Raw genomic sequence first — 25,113 nt, forward strand, 5'->3', positions numbered from 1 at the left:
CGGGCTATTCGCTGCCCTGAAACCCGATGCCCGATGCAGGATTTACCGCTAATGACCCAGACTCTCAGCCAGCTTGAACATCACGGTGCATTTATCGAGCGCCATATCGGACCTTCCCAGGAACAGCAGGCAGCGATGCTCAGCGCCATCGGTGCCTCATCGCTGAGCGAGCTCATCGCCTCGATTGTGCCCGCCGACATCCAGCTTCCCAGCCCACCTGCGGTAGGCGATGCGCTGACCGAACACCTGGCGCTGGCCGAGCTGAAGGCGATTGCGTCACAAAATCAGCGCTATAAATCCTTTATTGGCATGGGGTACACCCCGGTGCTGACGCCGCCGGTGATCCTGCGCAACATGCTGGAAAACCCAGGCTGGTACACCGCATACACTCCTTACCAGCCGGAAGTCTCCCAGGGCCGTCTGGAAGCACTGCTGAACTTTCAGCAGCTGACTCTTGACCTGACCGGGCTGGATATCGCGTCTGCCTCGCTGCTGGATGAAGCGACCGCCGCCGCCGAAGCGATGGCGATGGCAAAGCGCGTCAGCAAGCTGAAAAATGCCAATCGCTTCTTCGTTGCTGATGATATTCATCCGCAGACGCTGGACGTGGTGCGCACCCGCGCTGAAACCTTTGGCTTCGAGGTGCTGGTCGATAAAGCGGAGAAAGTGCTGGAGCTGCAGGATGTGTTCGGCGTGCTGTTACAGCAGGTCGGCACCGGCGGTGAAGTGCATGATTACGGTGACCTGATTGCTGAGCTGAAAAGCCGCAAAGTGGTGGTCAGCGTGGCAGCCGACTTTATGGCGCTGGTGCTGCTACAGGCGCCGGGCAAGCAGGGCGCGGATATCGTTTTCGGCTCCGCGCAGCGCTTCGGCGTACCAATGGGCTACGGTGGTCCGCATGCGGCATTCTTCGCCGCGCGTGACGAACACAAACGTTCAATGCCTGGCCGTATTATCGGCGTATCGCGTGACGCCGCGGGCAACACCGCGCTGCGTATGGCGATGCAGACGCGCGAGCAGCATATCCGCCGTGAGAAAGCCAACTCCAACATTTGCACCTCGCAGGTGCTGCTGGCAAACATTGCCAGCCTGTACGCGGTATTCCACGGCCCGGCCGGGCTGAAGCGCATCGCCGGGCGTATCCATCGCCTGACCGATATTCTTGCGGCCGGGTTGCAGAAGGGTGGTCTGAAACTGCGTTATCACAGCTGGTTTGATACGCTGACGGTAGAAGTGGCGGATAAAGCTGCCGTGCTGGATCGTGCGCTGAGCTTTGGTATTAATCTGCGCAGCGATATCCTCAATGCGGTCGGCATTACGCTGGATGAAACCACCACGCGTGAAGACGTTGCGGCGCTGTTCTCAATCCTGCTGGGCGAGCAGCACGGGCTGGAGATCGATGCCCTCGATGCGGATGGCGCTTCCATTCCCGCTGCAATGCTGCGTCAGGATGCGATCCTGACCCATCCGGTGTTTAACCGTCATCACAGCGAAACCGAGATGATGCGTTATATGCACAGCCTGGAGCGCAAAGATCTGGCGCTCAATCAGGCGATGATCCCGCTTGGCTCCTGCACGATGAAGCTGAACGCGGCGGCGGAGATGATCCCCATCACCTGGCCCGAGTTCGCCGAGCTGCACCCGTTCTGCCCGGCAGAGCAGGCGACTGGCTATCTGCAGATGATCGGCCAACTGTCGCAGTGGCTGGTGCAGTTGACCGGCTACGATGCGCTGTGCATGCAGCCGAACTCCGGCGCGCAGGGCGAATATGCCGGCCTGCTGGCCATCCGTCGCTATCACGAAAGCCGCAACGAAGCCGGGCGAAATATCTGCCTGATCCCCAGCTCTGCACACGGCACCAACCCGGCTTCGGCGCAGATGGCTGGTATGGCTGTGGTGGTGGTAGCCTGCGACAAACAGGGCAATATCGATTTGCACGACCTGCGCCTGAAGGCGGAGCAGGCGGGCGAAGCACTCTCCTGCATTATGGTCACTTACCCGTCGACGCACGGCGTGTATGAAGAGACGATCCGCGAAGTGTGCCAGATCGTCCATCAGTTTGGCGGTCAGGTTTACCTGGACGGCGCCAACATGAACGCGCAGGTCGGCATTACCACGCCGGGCTATATTGGTGCAGACGTGTCGCACCTCAATCTGCATAAAACCTTCTGTATCCCGCACGGCGGCGGTGGCCCGGGTATGGGGCCTATCGGCGTGAAAGCGCATCTGGCACCGTTTGTACCGGGCCACAGCGTGGTGCAGATTGACGATATGCTGACCGGCCAGGGTGCGGTCTCTGCTGCGCCATTCGGCAGTGCATCCATTCTGCCGATTAGCTGGATGTATATCCGCATGATGGGCGCAGAGGGGCTCAAGCAGGCGAGTTCGGTGGCGATCCTTAACGCCAACTACATCGCCCATCGCCTGCAGTCAGCTTATCCAATCCTCTACGTCGGGCGTGACGGCCGCGTGGCGCACGAATGTATTCTCGATATTCGTCCGCTGAAAGAGCAGACCGGCATCAGCGAGCTGGATATTGCCAAGCGCCTGATTGACTACGGATTCCATGCACCTACCATGTCCTTCCCGGTAGCGGGCACCCTGATGGTTGAGCCGACCGAATCGGAAAGCAAAATTGAGCTGGACCGCTTTATCGATGCGATGCTGGCAATCCGTATGGAAATCGATCGCGTATCCAACGGTGAATGGCCGGCCGACGATAACCCGCTGGTAAATGCACCGCATACGCAGAGGGAAATTGTCGGTGAGTGGAGCCATCCTTATACGCGTGAGCTGGCGGTATTCCCGGCAGGCAGCGACAATAAATACTGGCCAACCGTTAAGCGCCTCGACGATGTTTACGGTGACCGCAATCTGTTCTGCTCCTGCGTACCGATGAGTGAATACGAATAACGGGCGCATGTTTTGCCGAGGGCAGGCAATCCTGCCCCGAATGTAATCCTTTCTGACAGGGGCAGCCAATGGTTGCCCTTTTTATTGGAGATGCTGAATGAAGATCGCCTTAATTACCGGTGCCAGCCGGGGGATCGGTCGCGCGACCGCTATTCTGCTGGCGCAGATGGGCTGGCGGGTCGCGGTCAACTATGCCCGCCGCAGCGATGCCGCGCTGGAGGTGGTGGATGTGATAGAACAGCAGGGCGGCAGCGCGTTCGCTATTCAGGCGGATATTGCCGATGAGGCGCAGGTGATAGCGATGTTTGCGGAGATTGACCGCCAGCCAGGTCAACTGACAGCTCTGGTGAATAACGCCGGGATCCTGTTCAAGCAGGCGACGCTGGAGCAGCTGAGCGCCGAGCGCATCAATCGGGTATTTGCCACTAATGTGACCGGCAGCTTTATTTGCTGCCGTGAGGCGGTCAAACGCATGGGCCATCATCACGGCGGCAAAGGTGGGGCGATTGTCAATGTCTCTTCCGCCGCGTCGCGCATTGGGGCACCGGGCGAGTACATTGACTACGCCGCCTCGAAAGGGGCCATGGATACCCTGACAAAAGGGCTGTCGCTGGAAGTGGCGGCGCAGGGCATTCGCGTCAACGGCGTACGGCCCGGCTTTATCTACACCGAAATGCACGCTGACGGGGGGGAACCGCAGCGGGTAGACCGCCTCGCCGCGTCAATACCTATGCAGCGCGGCGGTCAGCCAGAGGAGATCGCCCAGGCCATTGCGTGGCTGCTGAGCGAAGACGCCTCATATATTACCGGTTCGATTATTGATGCGGCGGGGGGAAGGTAAGGCGAAATATTTGTAGGGGCGGACCCTCTTTTTCGGTCCGCCCGCAAGTCACAATAACCATCCCTGCTGGTGCGCATTATCCAGATGCTGCTCTAAGTGCTGCCATAGCTCCGGCCACTGCTGCGCCAGCTTCACGTTGCGTGCCTTAACCTGCTCCAGGCGAATGCCGTTCTCTCGCCAGCTCTGTCCCTGATTATGCAGGTTAAGCATGATGGGCAGTGCGCGGTCGAGCATATTGGCGAAGCGCGCATCGGCGCTTTCGCCGGATTCATACTCATCCCACAGGGCGCGAAAACGCTGATTGAGCTCCGCAGGCAGCAGGCCAAAAATACGCCCGGCGGCCGCCACTTCCTGCTCATGAATCGCATCGCGTGCTGCCAGGTCGTAAACCATCACATCCCCGGCATCGATCTCCACCACATCATGCACCAGTGCCATCTGCACCACGTGCTGCACATCGATTGCCTCACGTGAGAACGGTGCCAGGCTCATGGCGGCCATCGCCAGGTGCCAGCTGTGTTCCGCAGAGTTCTCCTGGCGCGCATTGCCCAGCAGTCGCGTGCGGCGCTCCACGCCTTTTAGCTTGTCGAGCTCCATTAAAAACTGCACCACTTCTGTCATCGCGCCGAAATCTAAGGCTGCTACCCTGTCAGACATCACACTCTCACTTATCCCCTAAAAACTTGCCAATAGTTTAAGGGAAACGTTTGCGTAATTCTTTAAAGAAAATGTATTACAAGGTTACATATATATTTTAGCTTACATGTGTACTCTGAAATTATTCTCAGTTAGGCTATTTGTGATGAATTTTCCACCCGCGCATTTTGCGAGGGTTGGACCTATTTCTTGGGGATTATCGTTAGATATGGCGAAACAAAAATTACTGGAACCCGGTTATTCACTGGCGGAAGAGGTCGCCAACAGCATCAGCCACGGCATTGGCTGCCTGTTTGGCGTGATTGGCTTAGTTCTGATGCTCGACCAGGCCATAGACGCCCGTGCCGGTGCGCTGGCAATCGCCAGCTACAGCCTTTACGGCGGCAGTATGATCCTGCTGTTTCTCGCTTCCACGCTCTATCACGCCATTCCTGGCGAACGCGCTAAGTTCTGGCTGAAAAAGCTCGACCATTCGGCAATCTATCTGCTGATAGCTGGAACCTATACGCCGTTTCTGCTGGTGGCGCTGAAATCGCCGCTGGCGCACGGTTTAATGGCGTTTATCTGGGGGCTGGCGCTGGTAGGGATAGTGTTTAAGCTGGTGTTTGCGCACCGCTTTGAGGCGCTGTCGCTGGTGACCTACATGCTGATGGGCTGGCTGTCGCTGATAGTGCTATATCAGCTGGCGCTACGCCTGCCGTCAGGCAGTATCTGGCTGCTGGCCGCCGGGGGGATAATCTATTCGCTCGGGGTGATTTTCTACGTGGCGAAGCGCATTCCGTATAACCATGCCATCTGGCACGGTTTCGTGCTGGGCGGTTCTCTGTGCCACTTTCTCGCCATCTATCTATACGTGATGTAAGGGGCTTGCGCCCCTTCAATTAGCCCTGGGTGATTTCGTAAGGCAGTGGCTGGATCGCCAGTTTGCCGCCTTCATCGCCCTGCACGCGCAGCACGGTATCCGCTTCCAGGTCATTATTCAGCACGGCCTGCACCCAAACCTCGCCGTTATCCAGCTGGCAGGCGGCAAGGATGGTGCCGGTGCGGCGCCAGTTCTCACCCATCTGCATCTCAAGCGCATCATTTGCCGCAGGCACTACGCCAGCCTTGCCGGCCAGCCAGAAGAGCGCACGTTTATTGGCGCCGCGGAATTTAGCGCGTGCCACCATCTCCTGGCCGGTGTAGCAGCCTTTCTTAAAGCTGATGGCGTCCAGCGCCTGCAGGTTGGTCGCCTGCGGGATCAGCTGGGCGCTGGTGGCGCTGTCGATGATCGGGAAGCCGGCTTCAATATCGAGTGCCAGCCACTGCCGACTGTCGTTGAGCTGGGCTTCACCCGCCAGTTTATCCTGCAGCTCCTGTGCTTTGGCCGCCGTAGTGACCAGCAGGAAACGCTCGGCGGGCAGGTTAAACCACAAGAGCGTGCTGTCATCCTGCTGGATAACCGGGGAGCCAGCGTCGGGCAGGGCGTCAAAAACCCCCGCCAGTGCGGCGCGTGCCTGGAACCCGGCCACGCCCAGCAGCACCGCTTCATCGTCCGGGAGCAGCGTCACTTTGGCGAATACCGCGTATTTTTTCAGCTCGGTCAGCTGAGTGTCGCGCAGGCTGCGGCGCTCAATATAGGCCATTCCTTCGCCACGGTGGAACAGGCGCAGGTTGCTCCACATCTTCCCTTTGGCATCGCAGTGCGCGGCTGGGCGGTGCTGGTTGTCGGCCAGCGCCGCAACATCCAGCGTCACTTGACCCTGTAAATAGCTAACGTGATCTGCACCGCTGGCGTTCACCAGCGCCCACTCTTCCAGCGAAATTAGGGTCAGCGGCAGGCGTGCTGAGGCGACCGGCTGGCGGGGAGGGTAAGAAATATTCGGCATAATTCAGTCCTAAATTAACGAATTTAGTGAAATCTGTTGCTCATGTTAAAAGAGCGCACCTGCTTTGCAACCTGTTTCCAGAAAAAGCGGCACAAAACGCGTGATAACCCTGCAACCGGTAACGCTGTTTTGCGCGCCGTGCCGCACGCAGTGCATTGCATCATCAACAGCGCCGCAAAAAAGCGTTACACTGTGCGCCATGTTTGGTTAACCGACGCTGAGTGACATGGATATTACAAATAAAGCACGTATTCACTGGGCATGCCGCCGCGGCATGCGCGAACTGGATATCTCCATCATGCCGTTTTTTGAGTATGAGTTTGACTCACTGGACGACACCGACAAGCAGCTGTTTGTCCGGCTGCTGGAGAACGATGACCCGGACCTGTTTAACTGGCTGATGAACCACGGCGAGCCAGCTGATGCGGAGCTGAGAAGGATGGTGGCGCTGATTCAGGAGCGAAACCAACAACGTGGTCCTGTGGCAATGTAGCCTGCGGGTTTCCTGGTATGCCCGCTGTGCATCGCTGTTGCTGCACGGCGCCGTCATCCTCGCACTGCTGCTGGCACCCGGGCCCGCCCGCTTTGGCTATATCCTGCTGTGGGCTGGCTTACTGATACTGGTAGCGCTGGAGTGCCTGCGCAGTCAGCGCCGGATTGTCAAACGCGAGGGGGAGCTCGCCCTGCTGCCGGGGCACATCGTGCGCTGGCGCCAGCAGCAGTGGCAGATGCCGATTCCACCGTGGGTCACCCGCCAGGCGATACTGCTGTCGTTACATCATCACGCAGGTCAGCGCGAGCGGCTGTGGCTATTTGCCGACGGTATGGAAAGCGCGGAATGGCGCCTGCTGCGCCAGCAGCTGCTGATGAATAAGCAGCGGGCGACAGAGCCGTGATGAGCGTGGAGCTTCTGTCTGCGCAACGTCGGGGCCGACCTGAAACGGAAATCGCCCCCTTCTTGGGGTTACAGCAGCTCCGCCATTTCGGTCAGGATCTGCTCACACCACTGCGCAATGCGTTCATCGGTCTGCTCAAACTGGGTGATATCATCCAGCGCCAGCCCGACAAATTTCTGACCGTCCGCGGTGAGCGGTTTGGTACTGGTAAATTCGTAGCCTGCCAGCGGCCAGTAGCCGACAAACTTAACCCCAGACGGGGCCAGTACTTCATGCAGCATGCCCAGCGCATCGAGGAACCACTCGCTGTACTCCCCCTGATCGCCCATGCCATACAGCGCCACCACTTTACCCTGCAGATTCAGCGTTGGCAGATCGGTCCAGATCGCTTCCCAGTCCTCCTGCAGCTCGCCAAAATCCCAGGTGGGAATGCCGAGGATCAGCAGATCGTACTGCTCCATCAGCGCCGGAGAGTCATCTTTCAGGTTGTGCAGCGTGACAAGATCTTCGCCGATAAAGTCGCGGATTTTCTCAGCGGCCATTTCGGTATAACAGGTGCTGGAGCCGTAAAACAGACCAATATTCATGGTAGTGGAACTCATTTTTACTAAAGTCTGGTGGCGATTATATCAGAAACGGCCATGAATAAGGCATAATGGACGCGGTTCACTCAGCATGAGGATGACGTATCATGCTGATATTTAGCTATAAAATTACTTCTGGCAGCGCACTGACAGCCACGCCGTGTCAATAAAAGAGAGGATAAGGTGCAGGATAACGATCTGATTGAGCAATTTCTTGATGCCCTGTGGATCGAGCGCAATCTGGCGCAGAATACCGTTGCCTCTTATCGTCTCGACCTGCGTTCGCTGTGCGGCTGGCTGGAGCATCAACAGCTGTCATTACTGAGCGTGGATGCCGTCAGCCTGCAGGGGTTTCTCGCCGAGCGGCTGGAGGGCGGTTATAAAGCCTCCAGCTCTGCCCGTCTGTTGAGTGCCATGCGCCGCCTGTTCCAGTACCTCTACCGCGAGAAGCTGCGCGAGGACGACCCCAGCGCGCTGCTCTCCTCGCCCAAACTGCCGCAGCGCCTGCCTAAGGATCTGTCGGAAGCACAGGTCGAACGCCTGCTGCAGTCACCCTGCCTTGATCAGCCGATTGAGCTGCGCGATAAAGCGATGCTGGAACTGCTGTACGCCACCGGGCTGCGCGTCACCGAACTGGTGGGTTTAACGCTCAGCGATGTCAGCCTGCGTCAGGGCGTGGTGCGGGTGATCGGTAAAGGCAATAAGGAGCGGCTGGTACCGATGGGCGAGGAAGCGGTGCACTGGATCGAGCAGTTTATCGAGTACGGGCGCCCGTGGCTGCTTAACGGCCAGACGCTGGACGTGCTGTTTCCCAGTAACCGCGCGCAACAAATGACCCGACAAACCTTCTGGCATCGCATCAAACATTACGCCACACTGGCGGGTATCGACAGCGAAAAACTGTCACCGCACGTGCTGAGGCATGCGTTTGCCACGCATCTTCTTAACCACGGCGCTGATTTACGCGTGGTGCAGATGCTGTTAGGCCACAGCGATTTATCCACTACCCAGATTTATACGCACGTGGCGACCGAGCGCCTGCGCCAGCTGCATCAGCAGCATCACCCGCGTGCCTGATTTCAGAGTACATAAGGACATCAAATGAAGAAGCATTACCTGTTACTTTCTCTCCTCATCGCTTCGGTCAGCGGGCTGGCCCACGCCGATGATGCCGCCATTAAACAGTCGCTGACCAAACTGGGCTTACAGCAGACCGAGATCCAGCCTTCGCCGCTGCCGGGCATCAAAACCGTGCTGAGTGAGAGCGGTGTGCTGTACGTCACCGAAGACGGCAAACACTTCCTGCAGGGGCCGCTGTACGACGTCAGCGGCGGCCAGCCGGTCAACGTGACCAATCAGCTGCTGCAGAAAAAAGTCGATGCGTTAAGCAGCGAGATGATCGTGTACAAAGCCGCAAAAGAGCAGCATGTGATCACGGTATTTACCGATATCACCTGTGGCTACTGCCGCAAGCTGCACGAGCAGATGGCTGACTACAACGCGCTGGGCATTACCGTGCGCTACCTGGCCTTCCCGCGTGAAGGGATGAATGGTCAGGTAGCCAAAGAGATGAAGTCCGTCTGGTGCAGCGCCGACCCGCGCAAAGCATTCAGCGCCGCGATGAAGGGCGACACGGTCGCACCGGCCGATTGTAAAATCGATATTGGTCAGCAGTACAAACTGGGCGTGCTGTTCGGCATTCAGGGCACCCCTGCCATGCTGCTGGAAAATGGCACCATGATCCCCGGCTATCAGGGGCCGCAGGATCTGAAGAAATTCCTCGACAGCCAGAAAAACGGCGGCTGATTTTCGTGAACAGTAAAACTGAACTCCGTCGCCGCGAGGCGACGGATGCTGCTGCACTTCCTGCTGAACTGCACCCGCTGTTACGTCGTCTCTACGCTCAACGCGGTGTCACCGCGGCTGCCGAGCTGGAGCGCGGTGCGAAAAACCTGCATCCCTTCCAGTCGCTGAGCGGTATTCAGCGGGCGGTTGAGATCCTGCAGCGCGCGCTGGCGGATAACCTGTGCATCATGATCGTCGGCGATTTCGACGCCGACGGTGCCACCAGCACCGCATTGACGGTGCTGGCACTGCGCAGCATGGGCGGCAGCAACATTAAATATCTGGTGCCGAACCGGTTTGATGATGGCTATGGCCTCAGTCCCGAAGTGGTTGAGCAGGCCGCGGCACGCGGCGCGCAGCTGATTGTCACGGTCGATAACGGCATCTCCTCCCACGCGGGTGTGGCGCTGGCGCACGAGAAAGGGATCCCGGTGGTCGTGACCGATCACCACCTGCCGGGCGACTCGCTGCCTGAAGCCGACGCAATTGTTAACCCCAACCTGAGCGACTGCCAGTTCCCTTCACGGGCGCTGGCGGGCGTGGGCGTGGCGTTCTACCTGATGCTGGCCCTGCGATCGCAGCTGCGCGACAGCGGCGTGACCACTCTGCCAAACCTGGCGGAACTGCTGGATCTGGTGGCGCTGGGCACGGTCGCCGACGTGGTACCGCTGGATGCTAACAACCGCATCCTGGTGTGGCAGGGGCTGAGCCGTATTCGCGCCGGGAAATGCCGCCCGGGTATCCGCGCGCTGCTGGAGATCGCCAATCGCGATGCCCGTCAGCTGGCCGCCAGCGACTTAGGCTTCGCGCTCGGGCCGCGGTTAAATGCTGCGGGCCGTCTCGACGATATGTCGGTTGGCGTGGCGCTGCTGCTGAGTGAAGATCTCGGCCAGGCACGTATGCTGGCCAGCGAGCTGGATGCGTTAAACCAGACGCGTAAAGAGATCGAGCAGGGGATGCAGTCGGAAGCACTGGCGCTGTGCGATCGTCTCGAAAGCAGCGATGACGCGCTGCCGCTCGGTATCGCCATGTATCATCCCGAGTGGCATCAGGGCGTGGTCGGCATTCTGGCCTCACGCCTGAAGGATCGCTTCCACCGCCCGGTGATCGCCTTTGCTCCGGCGGGGGACGGTACGCTGAAAGGCTCAGGCCGCTCTATTGCCGGGCTGCATATGCGTGACGCACTGGAGCGGCTTGATACGCTAAACCCCGGGCTGATCATTAAGTTTGGCGGCCACGCGATGGCGGCGGGTTTGTCGCTGGAGGAGTCTAGGTTCGACGAGTTCCGCCAGCGCTTTGCTGAGCTGGTCGGTGAGTGGCTGGATGCCGAGTCCCTTCAGGGCGTGGTCTGGTCCGACGGTGAGCTGATGGCACAGGAGCTGACGTTACCCACGGCGGAGCTGCTGCGCGAAGCCGGTCCGTGGGGGCAGGCCTTCCCGGAGCCAACCTTCGACGGCAAGTTCAAGCTGTTACAGCAGCGGCTGGTGGGCGAGCGTCATCTGAAAGTGATGATTGAGCCGCTTGGCGGCGGCCCGCTGCTGGACGGTATTGCCTTTAATGTCGATACCACCCTGTGGCCGGACCCGAGCGTCAGGCAGGTTGAGCTGGCGTACAAGCTCGACGTCAATGAGTTTCGCGGTAACCGCAGCGTGCAGCTGATTATCGACCATCTCTGGGCGCTGTAAGCAAAATTCATCACGGGCCGCCCCGCTTTTCCGGTCGGCCCTTTATCTCACCTTTGCTGCAAACAGAAGCGGGTCAGGCATGCCTGACCCCTACCGCACAAAATGCACAAGGTGTGTTCTGTGCTACAAACCGGGCGCTATTTCAGTTAAACTGCGTGGTTACATTCTCGTCCATTTCGATCACCTAATAAGATCTCAAAACATGTTTGAAATTAATCCGGTAAAGAACCGTATTCAGGATCTCACAGAGCGCAGCGCCGTTCTTAGGGGGTATCTTTGACTATGATGCCAAGAAAGAACGCCTGCAGGAAGTAAACGCTGAACTTGAGCAGCCTGATGTCTGGAATGAACCTGACCGCGCCCAGGCGCTGGGTAAAGAGCGCTCTGCATTAGAAGCCGTCGTTGAAACGCTGGATCTGATGGAGCAGGGGCTGGAAGATGTCACTGGCCTGCTTGAGCTGGCCGTTGAAGCCGAAGACGAAGAGACCTTCAATGAAGCAGTGGCTGAACTCGATATTCTGGAGAAGAAACTCGGTGAATTAGAGTTCCGCCGCATGTTCTCCGGCGAGTATGACAGCGCTGACTGCTACATGGACATTCAGGCCGGTTCCGGCGGCACCGAAGCACAGGACTGGGCCAGCATGCTGCTGCGTATGTATCTGCGCTGGGCGGAAGCCAAAGGCTATAAAACCGAAATTATTGAAGAGTCAGACGGTGAAGTGGCCGGAACCAAATCCGCCACCATTAAAATCATCGGCGACTACGCGTTCGGCTGGTTGCGTACTGAAACCGGCGTGCATCGCCTGGTACGTAAAAGTCCGTTCGACTCCGGCGGCCGCCGCCACACTTCGTTCAGTTCGGTGTTTGTCTATCCGGAAGTGGACGACAATATCGATATCGATATTAACCCGGCCGACCTGCGTATTGACGTTTATCGCGCTTCCGGTGCCGGTGGTCAGCACGTCAACAAAACCGAGTCGGCGGTGCGTATTACCCACTTACCGACCAACATTGTGGTGCAGTGCCAGAACGACCGTTCTCAGCATAAGAACAAAGATCAGGCCTTCAAACAGCTGCGTGCCAAGCTGTATGAATATGAAATGCAGAAGAAAAATGCGGACAAACAGGCGGCGGAAGACAACAAGTCTGACATCGGCTGGGGCAGCCAGATCCGCTCTTACGTGCTGGATGACTCCCGCATCAAGGATCTGCGTACCAACGTAGAAACGCGCAATACTCAGGCGGTTCTGGACGGCGATCTGGATCGTTTTATCGAAGCAAGTTTGAAAGCAGGGTTATAAGGAACTCACATGTCTGAACAACAACCGCAGGCCGCTGATGCCGCACTTGAGCTTAATAACGAACTGAAATCACGTCGCGAAAAGCTGGCCGCACTGCGTGAAACTGGCGTGGCGTTCCCGAACGACTTCCGCCGTGACAGCACCTCTGACGTTCTGGCCGCTAAATACGCCGATAAAGAGAATGAAGAGCTGGAGCTGATCGGCGAAGAGTTCAGCGTTGCCGGTCGTATGATGACCCGCCGTATTATGGGTAAAGCCTCTTTCGTCACCTTGCAGGACGTGGGCGGGATTATCCAGCTCTATGTTTCCCGCGACGATCTGCCAGAAGGCAAATACAACGAGCAGTTCAAGAAATGGGATCTCGGCGATATTCTCGGCGCGCGCGGCAAGTTGTTTAAGACCAAAACCGGCGAGCTGACCCTGCACTGTAGCGAACTGCGCCTGCTGACTAAAGCCCTGCGCCCGCTGCCGGACAAGTTCCATGGCCTGGCCGATCAGGAAACCCGCTACCGCCAGCGTTACCTGGATCTGATTTCGAACGACGACTCGCGTAAGACGTTCAAAATCCGCTCACAGATCATGGCCGGTATCCGTAACTTCATGGTTGGCCGTGAGTTTATGGAAGTGGAAACCCCGATGATGCAGGTGATCCCCGGCGGTGCTTCTGCGCGTCCGTTTATCACCCATCACAACGCGCTGGACATCGATATGTACCTGCGTATTGCGCCAGAGCTGTACCTGAAGCGCCTGGTGGTCGGTGGCTTCGATCGCGTGTTCGAAATCAACCGCAACTTCCGTAACGAAGGTATCTCGCCGCGCCATAACCCTGAGTTCACCATGATGGAACTCTATATGGCGTATGCGGATTACAAAGATCTGATCGAGCTGACCGAAAGCCTGTTCCGCACTCTGGCGCAGGACGTGCTGGGCACCACCGTGGTGCCTTACGGTGACCAGGAGTTCGACTTCGGCAAGCCGTTCGACAAGCTGACGATGAAAGAAGCGATTCTGAAGTATCGCCCGGAAACCAACCTGGCCGATCTCGACGATTTCGATAAGTCCGTGGCTATCGCCCAGTCAATTGGTATCAAAGTTGAGAAGAGCTGGGGTCTGGGCCGCGTGGTCACTGAGATCTTCGAAGAGACCTCAGAAGCGCACCTGATCCAGCCAACCTTCATCACTGAATACCCGGCAGAAGTGTCGCCGCTGGCGCGCCGTAACGATCAGAACCCGGACATCACCGACCGCTTCGAGTTCTTTATCGGCGGCCGCGAAATCGGCAACGGCTTCTCGGAGCTGAACGATGCGGAAGATCAGGCTGACCGTTTCCTGCAGCAGGTTAACGCCAAAGATGCCGGCGATGACGAAGCGATGTTCTACGACGAAGACTACGTTACCGCGCTGGAACACGGCCTGCCGCCAACCGCCGGTCTCGGCATTGGTATCGACCGTATGGTGATGCTGTTTACTAACAGCCACACCATCCGCGACGTGATCCTGTTCCCGGCACTGCGCCCAACCAACAAGTAAGCTACGCTTTTTCTATCGGACGGCCCGCAATGCGGGCCGTTTTTTTTTGCATCAATAAGCTAATTAAGGAATAGTAACGGTGCAAAAATATCACTGCACGGAGAGCCACCAATGACCCGACCTGATTTTATCCGCCACTGGCAGGAGCTGGAGGGGGAGGATAATGAACACTATCCGGACAGTGACGAGCTGATGTCGATTGGCGCCCCGCTCGGGCGCCTGCTTGGCTTGACGCGTCTGGGGATCCACCACGAGCGCCTGTTGCCCGGTAGACGTATGTCGTACCCACATGCCGAAAGTGCCGAAGAGGAGTTCGCTTTCGTGCTGGAGGGCGAGCCGGACGTATGGATTAACGGCGAGCTGCACCGCCTGCAGCCCGGCGATGCAGTGGCGTTTCCGGCAGGCACCGCCATCTGCCACACCTTTATCAACAACAGCGATCGCGAAGCGCGCTTTATCGTGGTCGGTGAAGCCAATAAACCCGAGAACCGCATTTGGTATCCGAAAAATCCGGTCTACCTCGCCACGCGTGAGGATCGGTGGGAGAACCCCCCCGCGCAGGAATTTGGCCCCCATGACGGGCTGCCGGATGCAGTGAAAAAGGGATCATCATGAAAACGCTGGGACTGATTGGCGGCATGAGCTGGGAATCCACCGTGCCCTATTACCGTATGATCAATGAAGGGATCAAGGCGCGTCTCGGCGGCCTGCATTCGGCAAAGATAGTGTTATACAGCGTTGATTTTCATGATATTGAGGCCTGCCAGGCCAGCGATAACTGGGACAGCGCCGGGCAGATGCTGGCCGATGCTGCCAGCGCGTTACAGCGCGCCGGGGCTGAGGGCATTGTGCTCTGTACCAACACCATGCACAAAGTGGCGGATGCGATTACCCGGCAGTGCGGGCTGCCATTTCTGCATATCGCCGATGGCACCGCCGCCGCGATTAAACAGTCTGGGATGTCGCGCGTGGCGCTGCTCGGCACGCGCTACACGATGGAGCAGGATTTCTACCGTGGGCCAATGCGCAGCCTGCACGGCATTGAAACCCTGGTGCCGCCCGCCGCAGAACGCCAGGAGATTAACCGCATCATTTTTGACGAGCTGTGCCAGGGCACCTTTGCCGCCGAATCAAAAGATTATTATCAGCAAGTGATTAGCGGGCTGGTAGAGCAGGGGGCGGAAGGGGTGATCTTTGGCTGTACCGAGATCGGCCTGCTGCTGAGTGCGGCGGACTGTCCGATCCCGGTGTTCGATACCACCGCCATTCACGCCCGGGCGGCGGTTGAGTTTATGCTCGACTAAGGTCGTTAAGGGACGACCAAAGCTGCGGTCGCTCCCTGCAATTACGATTTCACCGTGTCGTTCAGCCACTCTTTAAAGCGGGCGTAGGGGATATACAGCGATACGTTCTTATACAGCGTTTTGCCGCTTTTTATATCGTTGATACGCCTGCTGTAGCCAACGATCACGCCGCCAATCGAATCATCCGAGGCATTGTACACCGCCCCACCGGACATCCCCTGCACTACGCCCGCATCGGAAGCCACCACCACGCAGCTCACCTTGTTCCAGGAATTTTTCAGCCCGGTATTGATCAGATTGGTGCCGCTGGATGCTACCGGCATTGCCGAGATAAAGCTGTAGCCGTAGAGGTTCACCTTGTCGCCGATCAAGCCGTTACGGAAGTGCGGCGGCTGAAGGTTGCTGTTTTTGTGGTACACCACCGCGAGATCGCACTCGGGGTGATACGACTTCACCTTGTACATCGAATATTTTGCCACGTGCGCGGCGGTCAGGCTGTAATCCGGCGTCAGCGGAATGGTGGTGCCTAGCGTGCCCAGCCCTAATACCGTGGGGATACCGGTCACCGTCATATCGACGCGCTCTTCAGCCTCGCTGCTGTACTGATACTTCCCTACAGAACACCCCGTCAGGCACAGGGCTAGCAGGCAAAGTGCAATGCGCATCGACTCTCCTCAGCGGTAGGTAGGATCCTGACAGTTATCGTCAAATCCTGATATTTGACTTATCGGCGGTGCCTGGCAGAACTTTAATGTATCGCCGCGGCGGTAAGGTTTGACTCATTGCGCCCGCAATGCAAGCAGCCTGAATATCCAGAGTGAAAACTAAGAAAAAGCTCAGCTTAAAATGATTAGAAAAAATGATGTGTCGGTGAGCTACTGGCAAGTATAGCGAAGAAAAAAGACAAAATGAGTGTGGGATCACATTTTATTGGTTCTGATTTTAACTCAAATCGCCAATTGTTGCTTCTGCGGCAACAGACCCTTGCCGACGCCGGACTGTAAGCCTTTCATCAGCTGTGCTTTAATTAGTTAATGTGATCTGGATCAAACTTATTACCCTGATGGCTCATATCGGGGCGGCTGGATTATATTTCTTCATCTGTTCGCTGTTGCTCTCAGCATCCTGAGAGCCGAATTTCTATTATCCTGGGAGTGTTTCATATGCCTGTTTCATTACTGGCGCTGGCGCTGAGTGCTTTTGCCATCGGCACCACCGAATTCGTCATTATGGGGCTGCTGCCGGAGGTGGCGAACGACCTGCGTGTTTCCATCCCCTCGGCGGGCTGGCTGATCAGTGGCTATGCGCTCGGCGTGGCGATTGGCGCACCGATTATGGCGCTGCTGACCGCGAAGCTGCCGCGCAAACGCACGCTGATCCTGCTGATGGCGATCTTTATCGTCGGCAACATTCTCTGTGCGCTGGCTTACACCTACAACCTGCTGATGCTGGCGCGTATTGTTACCGCGCTCTGTCACGGTGCGTTCTTCGGGATTGGTGCCGTGGTTGCTGCCAGCCTGGTGGCGCCGGGCAAGCAGGCATCCGCCGTGGCCCTGATGTTTACCGGCCTAACGCTGGCGAACGTGCTGGGCGTGCCGTTGGGAACCTGGTTCGGCCAGATGTTCGGCTGGCGCGCCACCTTCTGGGGCGTGGCGATTATCGGCGTGCTGGCGTTTATCGGCCTGATCGTCAGCCTGCCAACCAACCGCGACGAAAAGCCGGTGCATCTGGCTGCCGAAGTGAGCGCGCTGAATAACGGCAAGCTATGGCTGTCGCTGCTGATGACGGTGTTCTTTGCCGCCGCGATGTTTGCGCTGTTTAGCTACATCGCACCGCTGCTGCTGCAGGTCACGGGCATTACTGACCGCGGCGTCAGCTGGACGCTGTTCCTGATTGGCGCTGGCCTGACCGTGGGGAATATCCTCGGCGGTAAGCTGGCCGACTGGAAAGTGTCGTTCAGCCTGATCCTCAGCTTCTCGCTGATTGCCGTGTTCTCGCTGCTGTTTAGCTGGACCAGCCACTCGCTGTGGTTAGCCGAGATCACCCTGTTCCTGTGGGCGATGGCGACCTTCGCGATGGTGCCGGCGCTGCAAATCAACGTGGTGCGCCACGGGAAAGATGCGCCTAATCTGGTCTCGACGCTGAATATCTCGGCGTTTAACGTCGGCAATGCGCTCGGCGCCTGGGTTGGCGGCGCGGTGATCGGCGGCGGCTATGGCCTGACGGCGGTGCCGGTATCGGCCGCCGTGCTGGCGCTGGTGGGCCTGCTGGTGTGTCTTTACACCTTCCGTGGCTCACGCGGTCGTCCGCAGGTTGCCAACGCTTAACTCAGCCGCTGCGCCAGCCGCTCGCTGAACAGGCCGATGTGCTGGTGCAGATGCTGACTGAAAGCATCAACCAGCGCAGAGGCCGGGCGATGGCGCGGCCTGATCAGACTGACGGTGAACGGCACCGCAATGCTGAAGCGCCGGATCGTCACTCCGCTGTCGGCGTAATCGAGCGCCGTCAGCGGGTTTACTATCGATACGCCAATCCCCGCTTTAACCATCGAACAAACGGATGCCGCGCTGTGCGTCTCCATCACCATGCGCCGCTGCACGCCGTGTTCAGCAAAAATCCCATCCAGAATCTGCCGATAGCTGTCGGTGCGCGACAGGCTGATATAGTTCTGCCCGTTGAAATCCGCCGGAGTTAATACGGCGCGCTGCGCCAGCGGATGATCGGCAGGCAGCACGCAGACTTCATCAGCGGTAAACAGCGCGCTGCGCTCGGTGCCTGCCGGCGTATGCGTGGTTTCCGTCAGGCCCAGATCGTAGCGCTGCGCCGACAGCCACTCCTCTAACAGCGGTGATTCCTGCGGAATGATATTCAGGCTCAGATCCGGGTAGCGCTGCATAAACGGCTGGCACAGCAGCGGCAGCAGCGACTGCGAAAATACCGGCAGGCAGGCCAGCGACAGCTCGCCCTGACGAAACTGACGCAGCCCTTCCGCCGCGCTGACGATGCGGTCCAGCCCGTACCAGGAGCGCTGGACCTCCTCGAAGAGATGCAGCCCCTGCGCTGTGGGTTGCAGACGGCCGCGCACCCGCTCAAACAGCTGCAGCCCGGTCAGCTGCTCAAAGCGTGCCAGCTCGCGGCTGACGGTGGGCTGGGAGGTGTGCAGCAGCGCCGCGGCTTCCGTCAGGTTGCCGGTGGTGATCACCGCGTGAAAAATCTCAATATGACGTAACGAAATCCCGGCCATTATCTGCTCCTCTAACTCACTCAACCTATATCATGGATGAATAGAGTCAGTTAAAACAGATATTTTTCTCCCGCACCCTGCTGTGGCGTAATAGCGACATAACCTTATGGAGAACTGCTTATGCCACGCCTGCTTACCGACACCACCACCGCCCTGAATCAGGACAACCTGCTGCCGCTGGCGCTGCAATACGGCGGCCCGCTCTGGGCGTACGATGCGGCGATTATCAACGACCGCATCAGCCAGCTACAGCAGTTTGACGTGGTACGCTTTGCTCAGAAGGCCTGCTCCAATATTCACATCCTGCGTCTGATGCGTGCGGCGGGTGTGAAGGTGGATTCCGTCTCGCTGGGTGAGATTGAGCGTGCGCTGGCGGCGGGCTATGTCGCGGGCGGCGATGAGATTGTGTTTACCGCCGACCTGCTGGATGAACCCACTCTGGCGCGCGTTGCCGAACTGAAAGTGCCGGTGAATGCGGGTTCGGTGGATATGCTGCACCAGCTGGGCCAGGTCTCTGCCGGGCATCCGGTGTGGCTGCGCGTCAACCCGGGTTTTGGTCACGGTCACAGTCAGAAAACCAACACCGGTGGTGAAAACAGCAAGCACGGTATCTGGCACGAGGATATGGCGCTGGCGCTGGAAGCGATTCAGCGCTACCAGCTGAAGCTGGTCGGCCTCCACATGCATATCGGTTCCGGCGTCGACTACGGCCACCTCGAGCAGGTGTGCGATGCGATGGTTAACCTGGTCGTGAGCTTTGGTCAGGATCTTGAAGCGATCTCTGCCGGGGGCGGCCTGTCGATCCCGTACCGCTTTGGCGAAGAGACCATTGATACTCATCACTATTACGGCCTGTGGGACGCAGCGCGCCAGCGCGTGGCGCAGCACCTCGGCCACCCGGTGAAGCTGGAGATTGAACCGGGGCGTTTCCTGGTGGCGGAGTCCGGCGTGCTGCTGAGCCAGGTGCGCGCGGTGAAGAGTATGGGCAGCCGTCACTTTGTGCTGGTGGATGCCGGCTTCAATGACCTGATGCGTCCTTCCATGTACGGCAGCTACCACCACATTTCCGCGATGGCCGGTGATGGTCGCCAGCTGGATGAAACCAATACGCTTGCGAGCGTAGTGGCGGGGCCGCTGTGCGAATCCGGTGATGTCTTCACCCAGCTGGAAGGTGGCAAGGTCGAGACCCGTGCGCTGCCTGCGGTGAAAGTCGGCGACTGGCTGGTGTTCCACGATACCGGTGCCTACGGCGCTTCGATGTCTTCCAACTACAACAGCCGCCCGCTGATCCCGGAGGTGCTGTTCGAAAACGGCGAACCGCGCCAGATCCGCCGCGCGCAGACCGTCGCCGAACTGCTGGCGCTGGAGCTGTAACCCGGGCAGGGCATGCCCCGCCCCTACGCAAATCGTAGGGGTCGGGCATGCCCGACCCGTTGAAACATTCCGGACATGCCCGACCCGTTGAAACATTCCGGACATGCCCGATCCGTTGAATCATCCCGCGAACATCTCTCTCCTCAGCAGCACAATCTCTTCGGCCAGATCGCGGCACAGCATCGCGTTCATCAAGTGATCCTGCGCGTGTACCAGGATCAGCGTCACCGGTACTTTGCCGCAGCCCTCATCGGCACCAATCAGCTGCGTCTGGATCTTATGTGCAGCGCGTGAAGCCTCAGAGGAGGCCGCCAGCGCCTCATCTGCCGCCTGCCAGTCGCGCTTGCGGGCATGCTGGATAGCGCTCATGGCGTGGGATCGCGCTTCACCCGCATTAATCAGCAGCTCCATCATCGTCTGTTCAAAATCCATGACTACCTCCATTGGTATACCAAAACTGGTCGACTAATCTTATTGGAATACCAGTAATCACTTCTGAGAGATTTATCACAGTAAATAATCACCGATTGTTTATTTTTGGTATGCCACTGCCGCGTTAGCTGCAGAAATATTCATGCCGGGATGCCTGACCCCTTACCTCGAGGATTCACCCATGTCTCTACAGGAACGGCTAATCGACTCTCTGGGGAGTTTTGCCACCAAGTTCAATAGCTATCGCTATATCATGGCCATCAAGGCGTCGTTTATTACGCTGATGCCGGTCATTATCGTCGGTGCATTTTCGGTGCTGATTTCCAATATGGTGCTGGACGGCAAAAATGGCCTCGCCAGTTTTCAGGCGCTGTCGTTCCTGGCCGAGCTGAAACCGATCACCTCCAGCATCAACTACGCCACGCTGAGCTTCCTCAACATCGGCGCGGTGTTTCTGATCGGTATTGAGCTGGGAAAAATCAACGGCATCAAAACGCTGTTCCCTGGCCTGCTGGCGATCATCTGCTTTATTGCCGTCACCCCCACCACGCTGAGCATGATGGTCAATGGCCAGATGCAGGTAGTAACCGACGTGCTGGCTAAGCAGTTCTCCGACACCAAAAGCCTGTTTCTCGGCATGTTTATTGCCATCCTTTCGGTGGAGATCTACTGCCGCCTGGAGCATGTCGATCGCCTGAAAATCAAAATGCCGGACACCGTGCCGCCCAACGTTGCCGCCTCCTTCTCGGCGCTGATCCCGGCGATTATCACCGTCTCCGCCATCGCCACCTTTGGCTTTATCTTCCACCGCTTCACCGGCATGTATCTGTATGACGCCGTGTACAAAGTGGTGCAGGAGCCGCTGGAATCGGTGGTGCAGAGCCTGTGGGGCATTCTGCTGCTGATGTTTGTTGCCCAGCTGTTCTGGGTGATTGGCATCCACGGTAACCAGATGGTGAAGCCGATCCGCGAACCGCTGCTGCTGGGGGCGATTCTGGTCAATATGAACGCCTTTGAGCAGGGTAAAGAGGCGCCGAATATCATCACCATGCCGTTCTGGGATGTGTATATGAGCATCGGCGGCTCCGGGCTGACCATCGGCCTGCTGAGCGCGGTGATGCTGGCGACCAAACGCAAAGAGATGCGTGAAATCGCCAAGCTCTCTTTTGGCCCCGGCCTGTTCAATATCAATGAACCGGTGATCTTCGGCATGCCAATCATGCTGAACCCGATCCTCGCTATCCCGTTCATTATCACTCCGCTGATTACCGGTTCCATTGGCTACTTTGCGACGCTGACCGGGTTTGCTGGCAAAGCGGTGGTAATGGTGCCCTGGACCACGCCGCCCATCATTAACGCCTGGCTCTCCACCGCCGGGTCGATGGGGGCAGTGGTAACGCAGATTGTCTGCATCCTGGTGTCGATCCTCATCTATATCCCATTTGTCAAAGTTGCCGCCCGCCGCGCAGAGGCTGCGGAAGCACAGGCGCTGCAGCCTGAACTGGCGAAAAATTAAGGAGCGAAAATGAGTAAGGTAACTATCACTATTCCGGCGGATTTTATTCTCGGTGCTGCCGCCTCCGCGTGGCAAACCGAAGGCTGGAGCGGCAAGAAAGCCGGCCAGGATTCCTATCTCGATGCCTGGTATCAGCAGGACCGCCACGTCTGGCACGACGGCTACGGCCCGGCGGTCGCCACCGATTTCATCAACCGCTATAAAGAGGACGTGGCGCTGATGAAAGCGGCGGGGCTGACGCACTACCGCACCTCAATCAACTGGTCGCGCTTTCTTACCGACTATGAGAATGCGGTGGTGGATGAAGAGTACGCGGCGTATTACGACAGCCTGATTGACGAGCTGCTGGCAAACGGCATCCAGCCTATGCTCTGCCTGGAGCATTACGAACTGCCCGCCACGCTGCTGGAGCAGTACGGCGGCTGGGCATCGAAACACGTGGTCGAGCTGTTTGTGCGCTACGCAGAGCAGGTGTTCGCCCGCTACGCACACAAAGTGACGCGCTGGTTTGCCTTTAATGAGCCGGTGGTGGTGCAGACGCGGGTCTATCTCGATGCGCTGCGCTGGCCGTATCAGCAGAGCACCGACACCTGGATGCAGTGGAACCACCACAAAAATCTCGCCACGGCGAAAGTGGTGCAGCTGTTCCGCGCCAAAGGCTATCAGGGCACCGTCGGCACTATCCTCAACCCGGAAGTGACCTATCCACGCTCGGCTGCCGCGCACGATGTGCAGGCGGCACAGATCTACGACCTGTTCTATAACCGCGTATTCCTCGACCCGGCAATCAAAGGCGAGTACCCGGATGAACTGCTGGCGCTGCTGGAAAAACATGGCGTGAACTGGCAGGTCGACGCGCAGGAGCTGGCCATTATCCGCGCCAACCGCGTCGATGAAGTGGGCATCAACCTCTATTATCCGCACCGCGTGAAAGCTCCGTCGCGCGCCTGGCACCCGGAGACCCCGTTCCATCCGGCTTACTATTTTGAGCACTTTGAACTGCCGGGGCGGCGAATGAATAAGTCGCGCGGCTGGGAGATCCAACCGCGCATCGTCTGGGATATGGCGCAGCGCATGAAGAGTGAGTATGACAATTTCCCGTGGTTTATTGCCGAAAACGGGATGGGAATTGAGAACGAAGCGCAGTTCAAAAACGCCAGCGGAGAGATTCAGGATAACTACCGTATTGAATTTATTGGCGAGCATCTTTATCAGGCGCTGCTGGCGCGTGAGGCGGGCATCAACTGCCAGGGCTATATGCTTTGGGCCTTCACCGACAACGTGTCGCCGATGAACGCGTTTAAAAATCGCTACGGACTGATCGAGATCGACCTGCAAAACCAGCGCCAGCGCCGGATGAAAAAATCCGCCCGCTGGTATCGCCAGATAAGTGACAGCCGCCAGCTCAGCATTGAGCTGGATGATGAAGCCAAATAAGGAGTTAATCATGCAAAGAATCGTTCTCGCCTGTGCAGCAGGCATGTCCACCTCGATGGTGGTGACGCGGATGGAAAAAGAAGCGGCGGCACGCGGGCTGGCGTATCAGATCTACGCCATCCCGGAGCAGAACCTGCGCGACGAGCTGGAAAATAACGTCGGTGAAGTGGCCGTGGTGCTGCTTGGGCCGCAGGTGCGCTTCAAGCTGGAGGAGAACCGCAAGCTGACCGACAGCTATCAAATCCCCATCGCGGTGATTGATTCGGTGGCTTATGGCACCCTTAACGGCGCAAAAGTACTCGATCAGGCGCTGGCTTTGGTAAACTAGCGCCAATCAATACGGATAATGGCTGAAAGGGTGGTTTTGTGGACAAAGGTGCGCCTGCGCAGGAAAAAAAGCAGTATCAGGAAATCGGTCACGATCTGCGCCAGCAAATCATCGATGGTCACTATCCGGTCGGTTCGCGTCTGCCGCCGGAGCGTAATATCGCCGAGACCTGGGGCGTCAGTCGTACCATTGTGCGTGAAGCCCTGCTAATGCTGGAGCTGGAGGGCACGGTAGATATTCGCCAAAGCTCCGGCGTTTACGTGATGCGCATCCCCTCGGAGAGCAGCGACGAAGAAGAGGCATTCTTCCGCAGCGACGTCGGGCCGTTTGAGATGCTGCAGGCGCGCCAGCTGCTGGAGAGCAATATCGCAGCATTTGCGGCGAAGATGGCCACCAAAGCGGATATCGAAAACCTCAAGCGCACGCTGGAGCAGGAGCAGCGCGCCATCGCGCTCGATGACAAAAGCCAGGACAATGACAAAATGTTCCACCTGCTGCTGGCCGGCGCGACGCAGAATCAGATGCTACTGGATACCGTTAACAGCATCTGGCGACATCACGAAAGCAGTCCGCTGTGGCAGCAGCTGCGCAGCCATATAGAAACCCGCAGCTACCGCCTGAAGTGGCTCGGCGACCATCAGACCATCCTCGCCGCGCTGCGCCGCCGTGACGTGATGGGGTCGTGGCAGGCAATGTGGCAGCATCTGGAAAATGTGAAGCACAGCCTGCTGGAACTCTCCGATGCCGATGCCCCAGATTTCGATGGCTATCTGTTTGAATCAGTGCCGATTTTTCAGGGCAAGCTGGTATGAGTTTGCTGCGTATTGTGCCGCTGAGCGCGGTACCGGCAACCCGCGAAGTGGTCACCGACTGGCTATGGCAGGCTTTTGGCAGCGATAACAGCCGCGACTTTTATGCCAGCGTGATCGACAGCAGCCTGAGCGGTGCCGACCTGCCGCTGACGTTTGTGGCGCTGGATGACGACCGCCCGGTGGGTACCGTGGGATTATGGCGCTGCGATTTGATCAGCCGTCAGGATCTTTTCCCGTGGCTGGCGGCGCTGTATGTGGATGAGAGCTATCGCGGGCGCGGTTTAAGTGAACGCCTGCAGCAGACGGTGATCGACTGCTGCCTTCAGCGCGGCGACCGCCATCTGTACCTCTATTCTGCCTGTGCCGATTATTACGAGCGTTTTGGCTGGCGCTATATCGGCGATGCGCTGGATTACCCGGCGACGCGCGTGCGTCTGTACCATAAAGCGCTGGGTTAAGCGGTGCGGGTCGGGCATGCCCGACCCCTACGGCGATCCCACGGATAAGGCGTCATCGATGCCGACCCCTGCGGGGACACCACGCATA

25 protein-coding genes are annotated in these 25,113 nt (G+C 58.1%); 19 read left to right on the forward strand and 6 right to left on the reverse strand.

Translation table 11 applies throughout. The annotated features are described in order from the left end of the window. The first annotated feature begins 51 nt into the window (after nucleotides 1–51). On the forward strand, nucleotides 52–2,913 hold the full coding sequence (gene gcvP, locus ID864_RS12240) for an aminomethyl-transferring glycine dehydrogenase (RefSeq protein ID WP_048917219.1): 2,862 nt from the start codon (nucleotides 52–54) through the stop codon (nucleotides 2,911–2,913). 97 nt (nucleotides 2,914–3,010) lie between these two features. Further along, a complete protein-coding gene (locus ID864_RS12245) occupies nucleotides 3,011–3,754 on the forward strand; it encodes an SDR family oxidoreductase (protein WP_099753480.1) in 744 nt (247 codons plus the stop codon). Nucleotides 3,755–3,802: 48 nt separating this feature from the next. On the opposite strand, the gene ID864_RS12250 is transcribed toward ID864_RS12245, so the two are convergent. Then, nucleotides 3,803–4,411, reverse strand: a complete 609-nt coding sequence (locus ID864_RS12250; RefSeq protein ID WP_048917217.1) for an HD domain-containing protein — start codon at nucleotides 4,409–4,411, stop codon at nucleotides 3,803–3,805. A 208-nt stretch (nucleotides 4,412–4,619) separates the two neighbouring features. On the opposite strand from ID864_RS12250, the gene trhA reads away from it, so the two are divergent. Then, complete coding sequence (trhA, locus tag ID864_RS12255; protein WP_048917216.1) at nucleotides 4,620–5,273, forward strand: PAQR family membrane homeostasis protein TrhA; 654 nt, start codon at nucleotides 4,620–4,622, stop codon at nucleotides 5,271–5,273. A gap of 19 nt (nucleotides 5,274–5,292) precedes the next feature. Here the strand turns inward: trhA and ygfZ are convergent, their stop codons facing one another. Continuing rightward, nucleotides 5,293–6,279, reverse strand: coding sequence for a tRNA-modifying protein YgfZ (ygfZ, locus tag ID864_RS12260; protein WP_187497172.1), 987 nt, complete (start codon nucleotides 6,277–6,279; stop codon nucleotides 5,293–5,295). Between the two features lie 226 nt (nucleotides 6,280–6,505). Here ygfZ and sdhE point away from each other — a divergent pair, with 226 nt between their 5' ends. Both sdhE and ID864_RS12270 read left to right on the forward strand, forming a co-directional pair. Beyond that, a complete protein-coding gene (gene sdhE / locus ID864_RS12265; protein WP_099753482.1) occupies nucleotides 6,506–6,772 on the forward strand; it encodes an FAD assembly factor SdhE in 267 nt (88 codons plus the stop codon). Further along, the gene (locus tag ID864_RS12270) at nucleotides 6,753–7,175 is read left to right on the forward strand and encodes a protein YgfX (RefSeq protein WP_191149878.1); all 423 of its coding nucleotides are present in this window, start codon (nucleotides 6,753–6,755) and stop codon (nucleotides 7,173–7,175) included. The genes sdhE and ID864_RS12270 overlap by 20 nt, the downstream gene beginning before the upstream one ends. A gap of 68 nt (nucleotides 7,176–7,243) precedes the next feature. Here the strand turns inward: ID864_RS12270 and fldB are convergent, their stop codons facing one another. Then, nucleotides 7,244–7,762, reverse strand: coding sequence for a flavodoxin FldB (gene fldB, locus ID864_RS12275; RefSeq protein ID WP_048917211.1), 519 nt, complete (start codon nucleotides 7,760–7,762; stop codon nucleotides 7,244–7,246). A gap of 180 nt (nucleotides 7,763–7,942) precedes the next feature. Here fldB and xerD point away from each other — a divergent pair, with 180 nt between their 5' ends. From xerD to ID864_RS12310, 7 genes are all read left to right on the forward strand, one after another. Then, entirely contained in the window at nucleotides 7,943–8,836 is an 894-nt protein-coding gene (xerD, locus tag ID864_RS12280; RefSeq protein ID WP_048917210.1) for a site-specific tyrosine recombinase XerD, read from the forward strand. Nucleotides 8,837–8,860: 24 nt separating this feature from the next. Beyond that, nucleotides 8,861–9,565, forward strand: a complete 705-nt coding sequence (gene dsbC / locus ID864_RS12285) for a bifunctional protein-disulfide isomerase/oxidoreductase DsbC (protein WP_048917209.1) — start codon at nucleotides 8,861–8,863, stop codon at nucleotides 9,563–9,565. 5 nt (nucleotides 9,566–9,570) lie between these two features. Next, complete coding sequence (recJ, locus tag ID864_RS12290) at nucleotides 9,571–11,289, forward strand: single-stranded-DNA-specific exonuclease RecJ (RefSeq protein ID WP_191149879.1); 1,719 nt, start codon at nucleotides 9,571–9,573, stop codon at nucleotides 11,287–11,289. A 202-nt stretch (nucleotides 11,290–11,491) separates the two neighbouring features. After that, nucleotides 11,492–12,590, forward strand: a protein-coding gene (gene prfB / locus ID864_RS12295) for a peptide chain release factor 2 (RefSeq protein ID WP_099753485.1) whose coding sequence is annotated in 2 segments (ribosomal slippage) — nucleotides 11,492–11,566 and nucleotides 11,568–12,590 — 1,098 coding nt in all. Because the reading frame shifts where the segments join, the coding sequence is not laid out codon by codon here. Between the two features lie 9 nt (nucleotides 12,591–12,599). After that, the gene (lysS, locus tag ID864_RS12300) at nucleotides 12,600–14,120 is read left to right on the forward strand and encodes a lysine--tRNA ligase (protein ID WP_191149880.1); all 1,521 of its coding nucleotides are present in this window, start codon (nucleotides 12,600–12,602) and stop codon (nucleotides 14,118–14,120) included. A gap of 111 nt (nucleotides 14,121–14,231) precedes the next feature. After that, a complete protein-coding gene (locus ID864_RS12305; protein ID WP_048917205.1) occupies nucleotides 14,232–14,735 on the forward strand; it encodes a cupin domain-containing protein in 504 nt (167 codons plus the stop codon). Next, entirely contained in the window at nucleotides 14,732–15,424 is a 693-nt protein-coding gene (locus ID864_RS12310; protein WP_099753487.1) for an amino acid racemase, read from the forward strand. Before ID864_RS12305 ends, ID864_RS12310 begins: the two co-directional genes overlap by 4 nt. Nucleotides 15,425–15,465: 41 nt before the next feature. Here the strand turns inward: ID864_RS12310 and ID864_RS12315 are convergent, their stop codons facing one another. Beyond that, on the reverse strand, nucleotides 15,466–16,089 hold the full coding sequence (locus ID864_RS12315; RefSeq protein WP_048917203.1) for a serine protease family protein: 624 nt from the start codon (nucleotides 16,087–16,089) through the stop codon (nucleotides 15,466–15,468). A 498-nt stretch (nucleotides 16,090–16,587) separates the two neighbouring features. On the opposite strand from ID864_RS12315, the gene ID864_RS12320 reads away from it, so the two are divergent. Continuing rightward, nucleotides 16,588–17,751, forward strand: a complete 1,164-nt coding sequence (locus ID864_RS12320) for an MFS transporter (protein WP_048917202.1) — start codon at nucleotides 16,588–16,590, stop codon at nucleotides 17,749–17,751. Here ID864_RS12320 and ID864_RS12325 read toward each other — a convergent pair. Beyond that, complete coding sequence (locus tag ID864_RS12325; RefSeq protein ID WP_048917201.1) at nucleotides 17,748–18,668, reverse strand: LysR family transcriptional regulator; 921 nt, start codon at nucleotides 18,666–18,668, stop codon at nucleotides 17,748–17,750. The genes ID864_RS12320 and ID864_RS12325 overlap by 4 nt on opposite strands. 120 nt (nucleotides 18,669–18,788) lie before the next feature. Between ID864_RS12325 and lysA the strand changes: the two genes are divergently transcribed. After that, nucleotides 18,789–20,042 (forward strand): diaminopimelate decarboxylase, encoded by a 1,254-nt coding sequence (lysA, locus tag ID864_RS12330; RefSeq protein ID WP_048917200.1) that lies wholly within the window; start codon nucleotides 18,789–18,791, stop codon nucleotides 20,040–20,042. Nucleotides 20,043–20,162: 120 nt separating this feature from the next. Here lysA and ID864_RS12335 read toward each other — a convergent pair whose 3' ends face one another. Next, nucleotides 20,163–20,474, reverse strand: a complete 312-nt coding sequence (locus tag ID864_RS12335) for a PTS lactose/cellobiose transporter subunit IIA (RefSeq protein WP_048917195.1) — start codon at nucleotides 20,472–20,474, stop codon at nucleotides 20,163–20,165. Nucleotides 20,475–20,655: 181 nt separating this feature from the next. On the opposite strand from ID864_RS12335, the gene ID864_RS12340 reads away from it, so the two are divergent. Genes ID864_RS12340 through ID864_RS12360 form a run of 5 tightly spaced genes read left to right on the forward strand, consistent with a single transcriptional unit; the run spans nucleotide 20,656 to nucleotide 25,025 of the window. Then, nucleotides 20,656–21,990 carry a PTS sugar transporter subunit IIC gene (locus ID864_RS12340; RefSeq protein ID WP_048917194.1) on the forward strand — a complete coding sequence of 445 codons (1,335 nt, stop codon included), beginning with the start codon at nucleotides 20,656–20,658 and terminating at the stop codon, nucleotides 21,988–21,990. A gap of 9 nt (nucleotides 21,991–21,999) precedes the next feature. Further along, nucleotides 22,000–23,427, forward strand: a complete 1,428-nt coding sequence (locus tag ID864_RS12345) for a glycoside hydrolase family 1 protein (protein WP_048917193.1) — start codon at nucleotides 22,000–22,002, stop codon at nucleotides 23,425–23,427. Between the two features lie 10 nt (nucleotides 23,428–23,437). Next, a complete protein-coding gene (locus ID864_RS12350; RefSeq protein ID WP_048917192.1) occupies nucleotides 23,438–23,755 on the forward strand; it encodes a PTS sugar transporter subunit IIB in 318 nt (105 codons plus the stop codon). Nucleotides 23,756–23,793: 38 nt separating this feature from the next. Beyond that, a complete protein-coding gene (locus ID864_RS12355) occupies nucleotides 23,794–24,567 on the forward strand; it encodes an FCD domain-containing protein (RefSeq protein WP_048917191.1) in 774 nt (257 codons plus the stop codon). Continuing rightward, on the forward strand, nucleotides 24,564–25,025 hold the full coding sequence (locus ID864_RS12360) for a GNAT family N-acetyltransferase (protein WP_180276713.1): 462 nt from the start codon (nucleotides 24,564–24,566) through the stop codon (nucleotides 25,023–25,025). Before ID864_RS12355 ends, ID864_RS12360 begins: the two co-directional genes overlap by 4 nt. The last annotated feature ends 88 nt before the right edge of the window (nucleotides 25,026–25,113 follow it).

The sequence above is a fragment of the Erwinia aphidicola genome (assembly GCF_014773485.1).
In the GTDB taxonomy this organism is placed as follows: domain Bacteria; phylum Pseudomonadota; class Gammaproteobacteria; order Enterobacterales; family Enterobacteriaceae; genus Erwinia; species Erwinia aphidicola.

What these genes read in the sequence shown, in the direction of transcription:
- ID864_RS12310 (WP_099753487.1), top strand. Translation starts at nt 14,732, where the DNA reads ATGAAAACGCTGGGACTGATTGGCGGCATGAGCTGGGAATCCACCGTG.
- gcvP (WP_048917219.1), top strand. Translation starts at nt 52, where the DNA reads ATGACCCAGACTCTCAGCCAGCTTGAACATCACGGTGCATTTATCGAG.
- ID864_RS12325 (WP_048917201.1), bottom strand. Translation starts at nt 18,668, where the DNA reads ATGGCCGGGATTTCGTTACGTCATATTGAGATTTTTCACGCGGTGATC.
- ID864_RS12335 (WP_048917195.1), bottom strand. Translation starts at nt 20,474, where the DNA reads ATGGATTTTGAACAGACGATGATGGAGCTGCTGATTAATGCGGGTGAA.
- ID864_RS12340 (WP_048917194.1), top strand. Translation starts at nt 20,656, where the DNA reads ATGTCTCTACAGGAACGGCTAATCGACTCTCTGGGGAGTTTTGCCACC.
- ID864_RS12250 (WP_048917217.1), bottom strand. Translation starts at nt 4,411, where the DNA reads ATGTCTGACAGGGTAGCAGCCTTAGATTTCGGCGCGATGACAGAAGTG.
- ID864_RS12360 (WP_180276713.1), top strand. Translation starts at nt 24,564, where the DNA reads ATGAGTTTGCTGCGTATTGTGCCGCTGAGCGCGGTACCGGCAACCCGC.
- fldB (WP_048917211.1), bottom strand. Translation starts at nt 7,762, where the DNA reads ATGAATATTGGTCTGTTTTACGGCTCCAGCACCTGTTATACCGAAATG.
- ID864_RS12245 (WP_099753480.1), top strand. Translation starts at nt 3,011, where the DNA reads ATGAAGATCGCCTTAATTACCGGTGCCAGCCGGGGGATCGGTCGCGCG.
- trhA (WP_048917216.1), top strand. Translation starts at nt 4,620, where the DNA reads ATGGCGAAACAAAAATTACTGGAACCCGGTTATTCACTGGCGGAAGAG.
- lysS (WP_191149880.1), top strand. Translation starts at nt 12,600, where the DNA reads ATGTCTGAACAACAACCGCAGGCCGCTGATGCCGCACTTGAGCTTAAT.
- lysA (WP_048917200.1), top strand. Translation starts at nt 18,789, where the DNA reads ATGCCACGCCTGCTTACCGACACCACCACCGCCCTGAATCAGGACAAC.
- ygfZ (WP_187497172.1), bottom strand. Translation starts at nt 6,279, where the DNA reads ATGCCGAATATTTCTTACCCTCCCCGCCAGCCGGTCGCCTCAGCACGC.
- ID864_RS12350 (WP_048917192.1), top strand. Translation starts at nt 23,438, where the DNA reads ATGCAAAGAATCGTTCTCGCCTGTGCAGCAGGCATGTCCACCTCGATG.
- sdhE (WP_099753482.1), top strand. Translation starts at nt 6,506, where the DNA reads ATGGATATTACAAATAAAGCACGTATTCACTGGGCATGCCGCCGCGGC.
- ID864_RS12320 (WP_048917202.1), top strand. Translation starts at nt 16,588, where the DNA reads ATGCCTGTTTCATTACTGGCGCTGGCGCTGAGTGCTTTTGCCATCGGC.
- ID864_RS12345 (WP_048917193.1), top strand. Translation starts at nt 22,000, where the DNA reads ATGAGTAAGGTAACTATCACTATTCCGGCGGATTTTATTCTCGGTGCT.
- dsbC (WP_048917209.1), top strand. Translation starts at nt 8,861, where the DNA reads ATGAAGAAGCATTACCTGTTACTTTCTCTCCTCATCGCTTCGGTCAGC.
- ID864_RS12315 (WP_048917203.1), bottom strand. Translation starts at nt 16,089, where the DNA reads ATGCGCATTGCACTTTGCCTGCTAGCCCTGTGCCTGACGGGGTGTTCT.
- ID864_RS12305 (WP_048917205.1), top strand. Translation starts at nt 14,232, where the DNA reads ATGACCCGACCTGATTTTATCCGCCACTGGCAGGAGCTGGAGGGGGAG.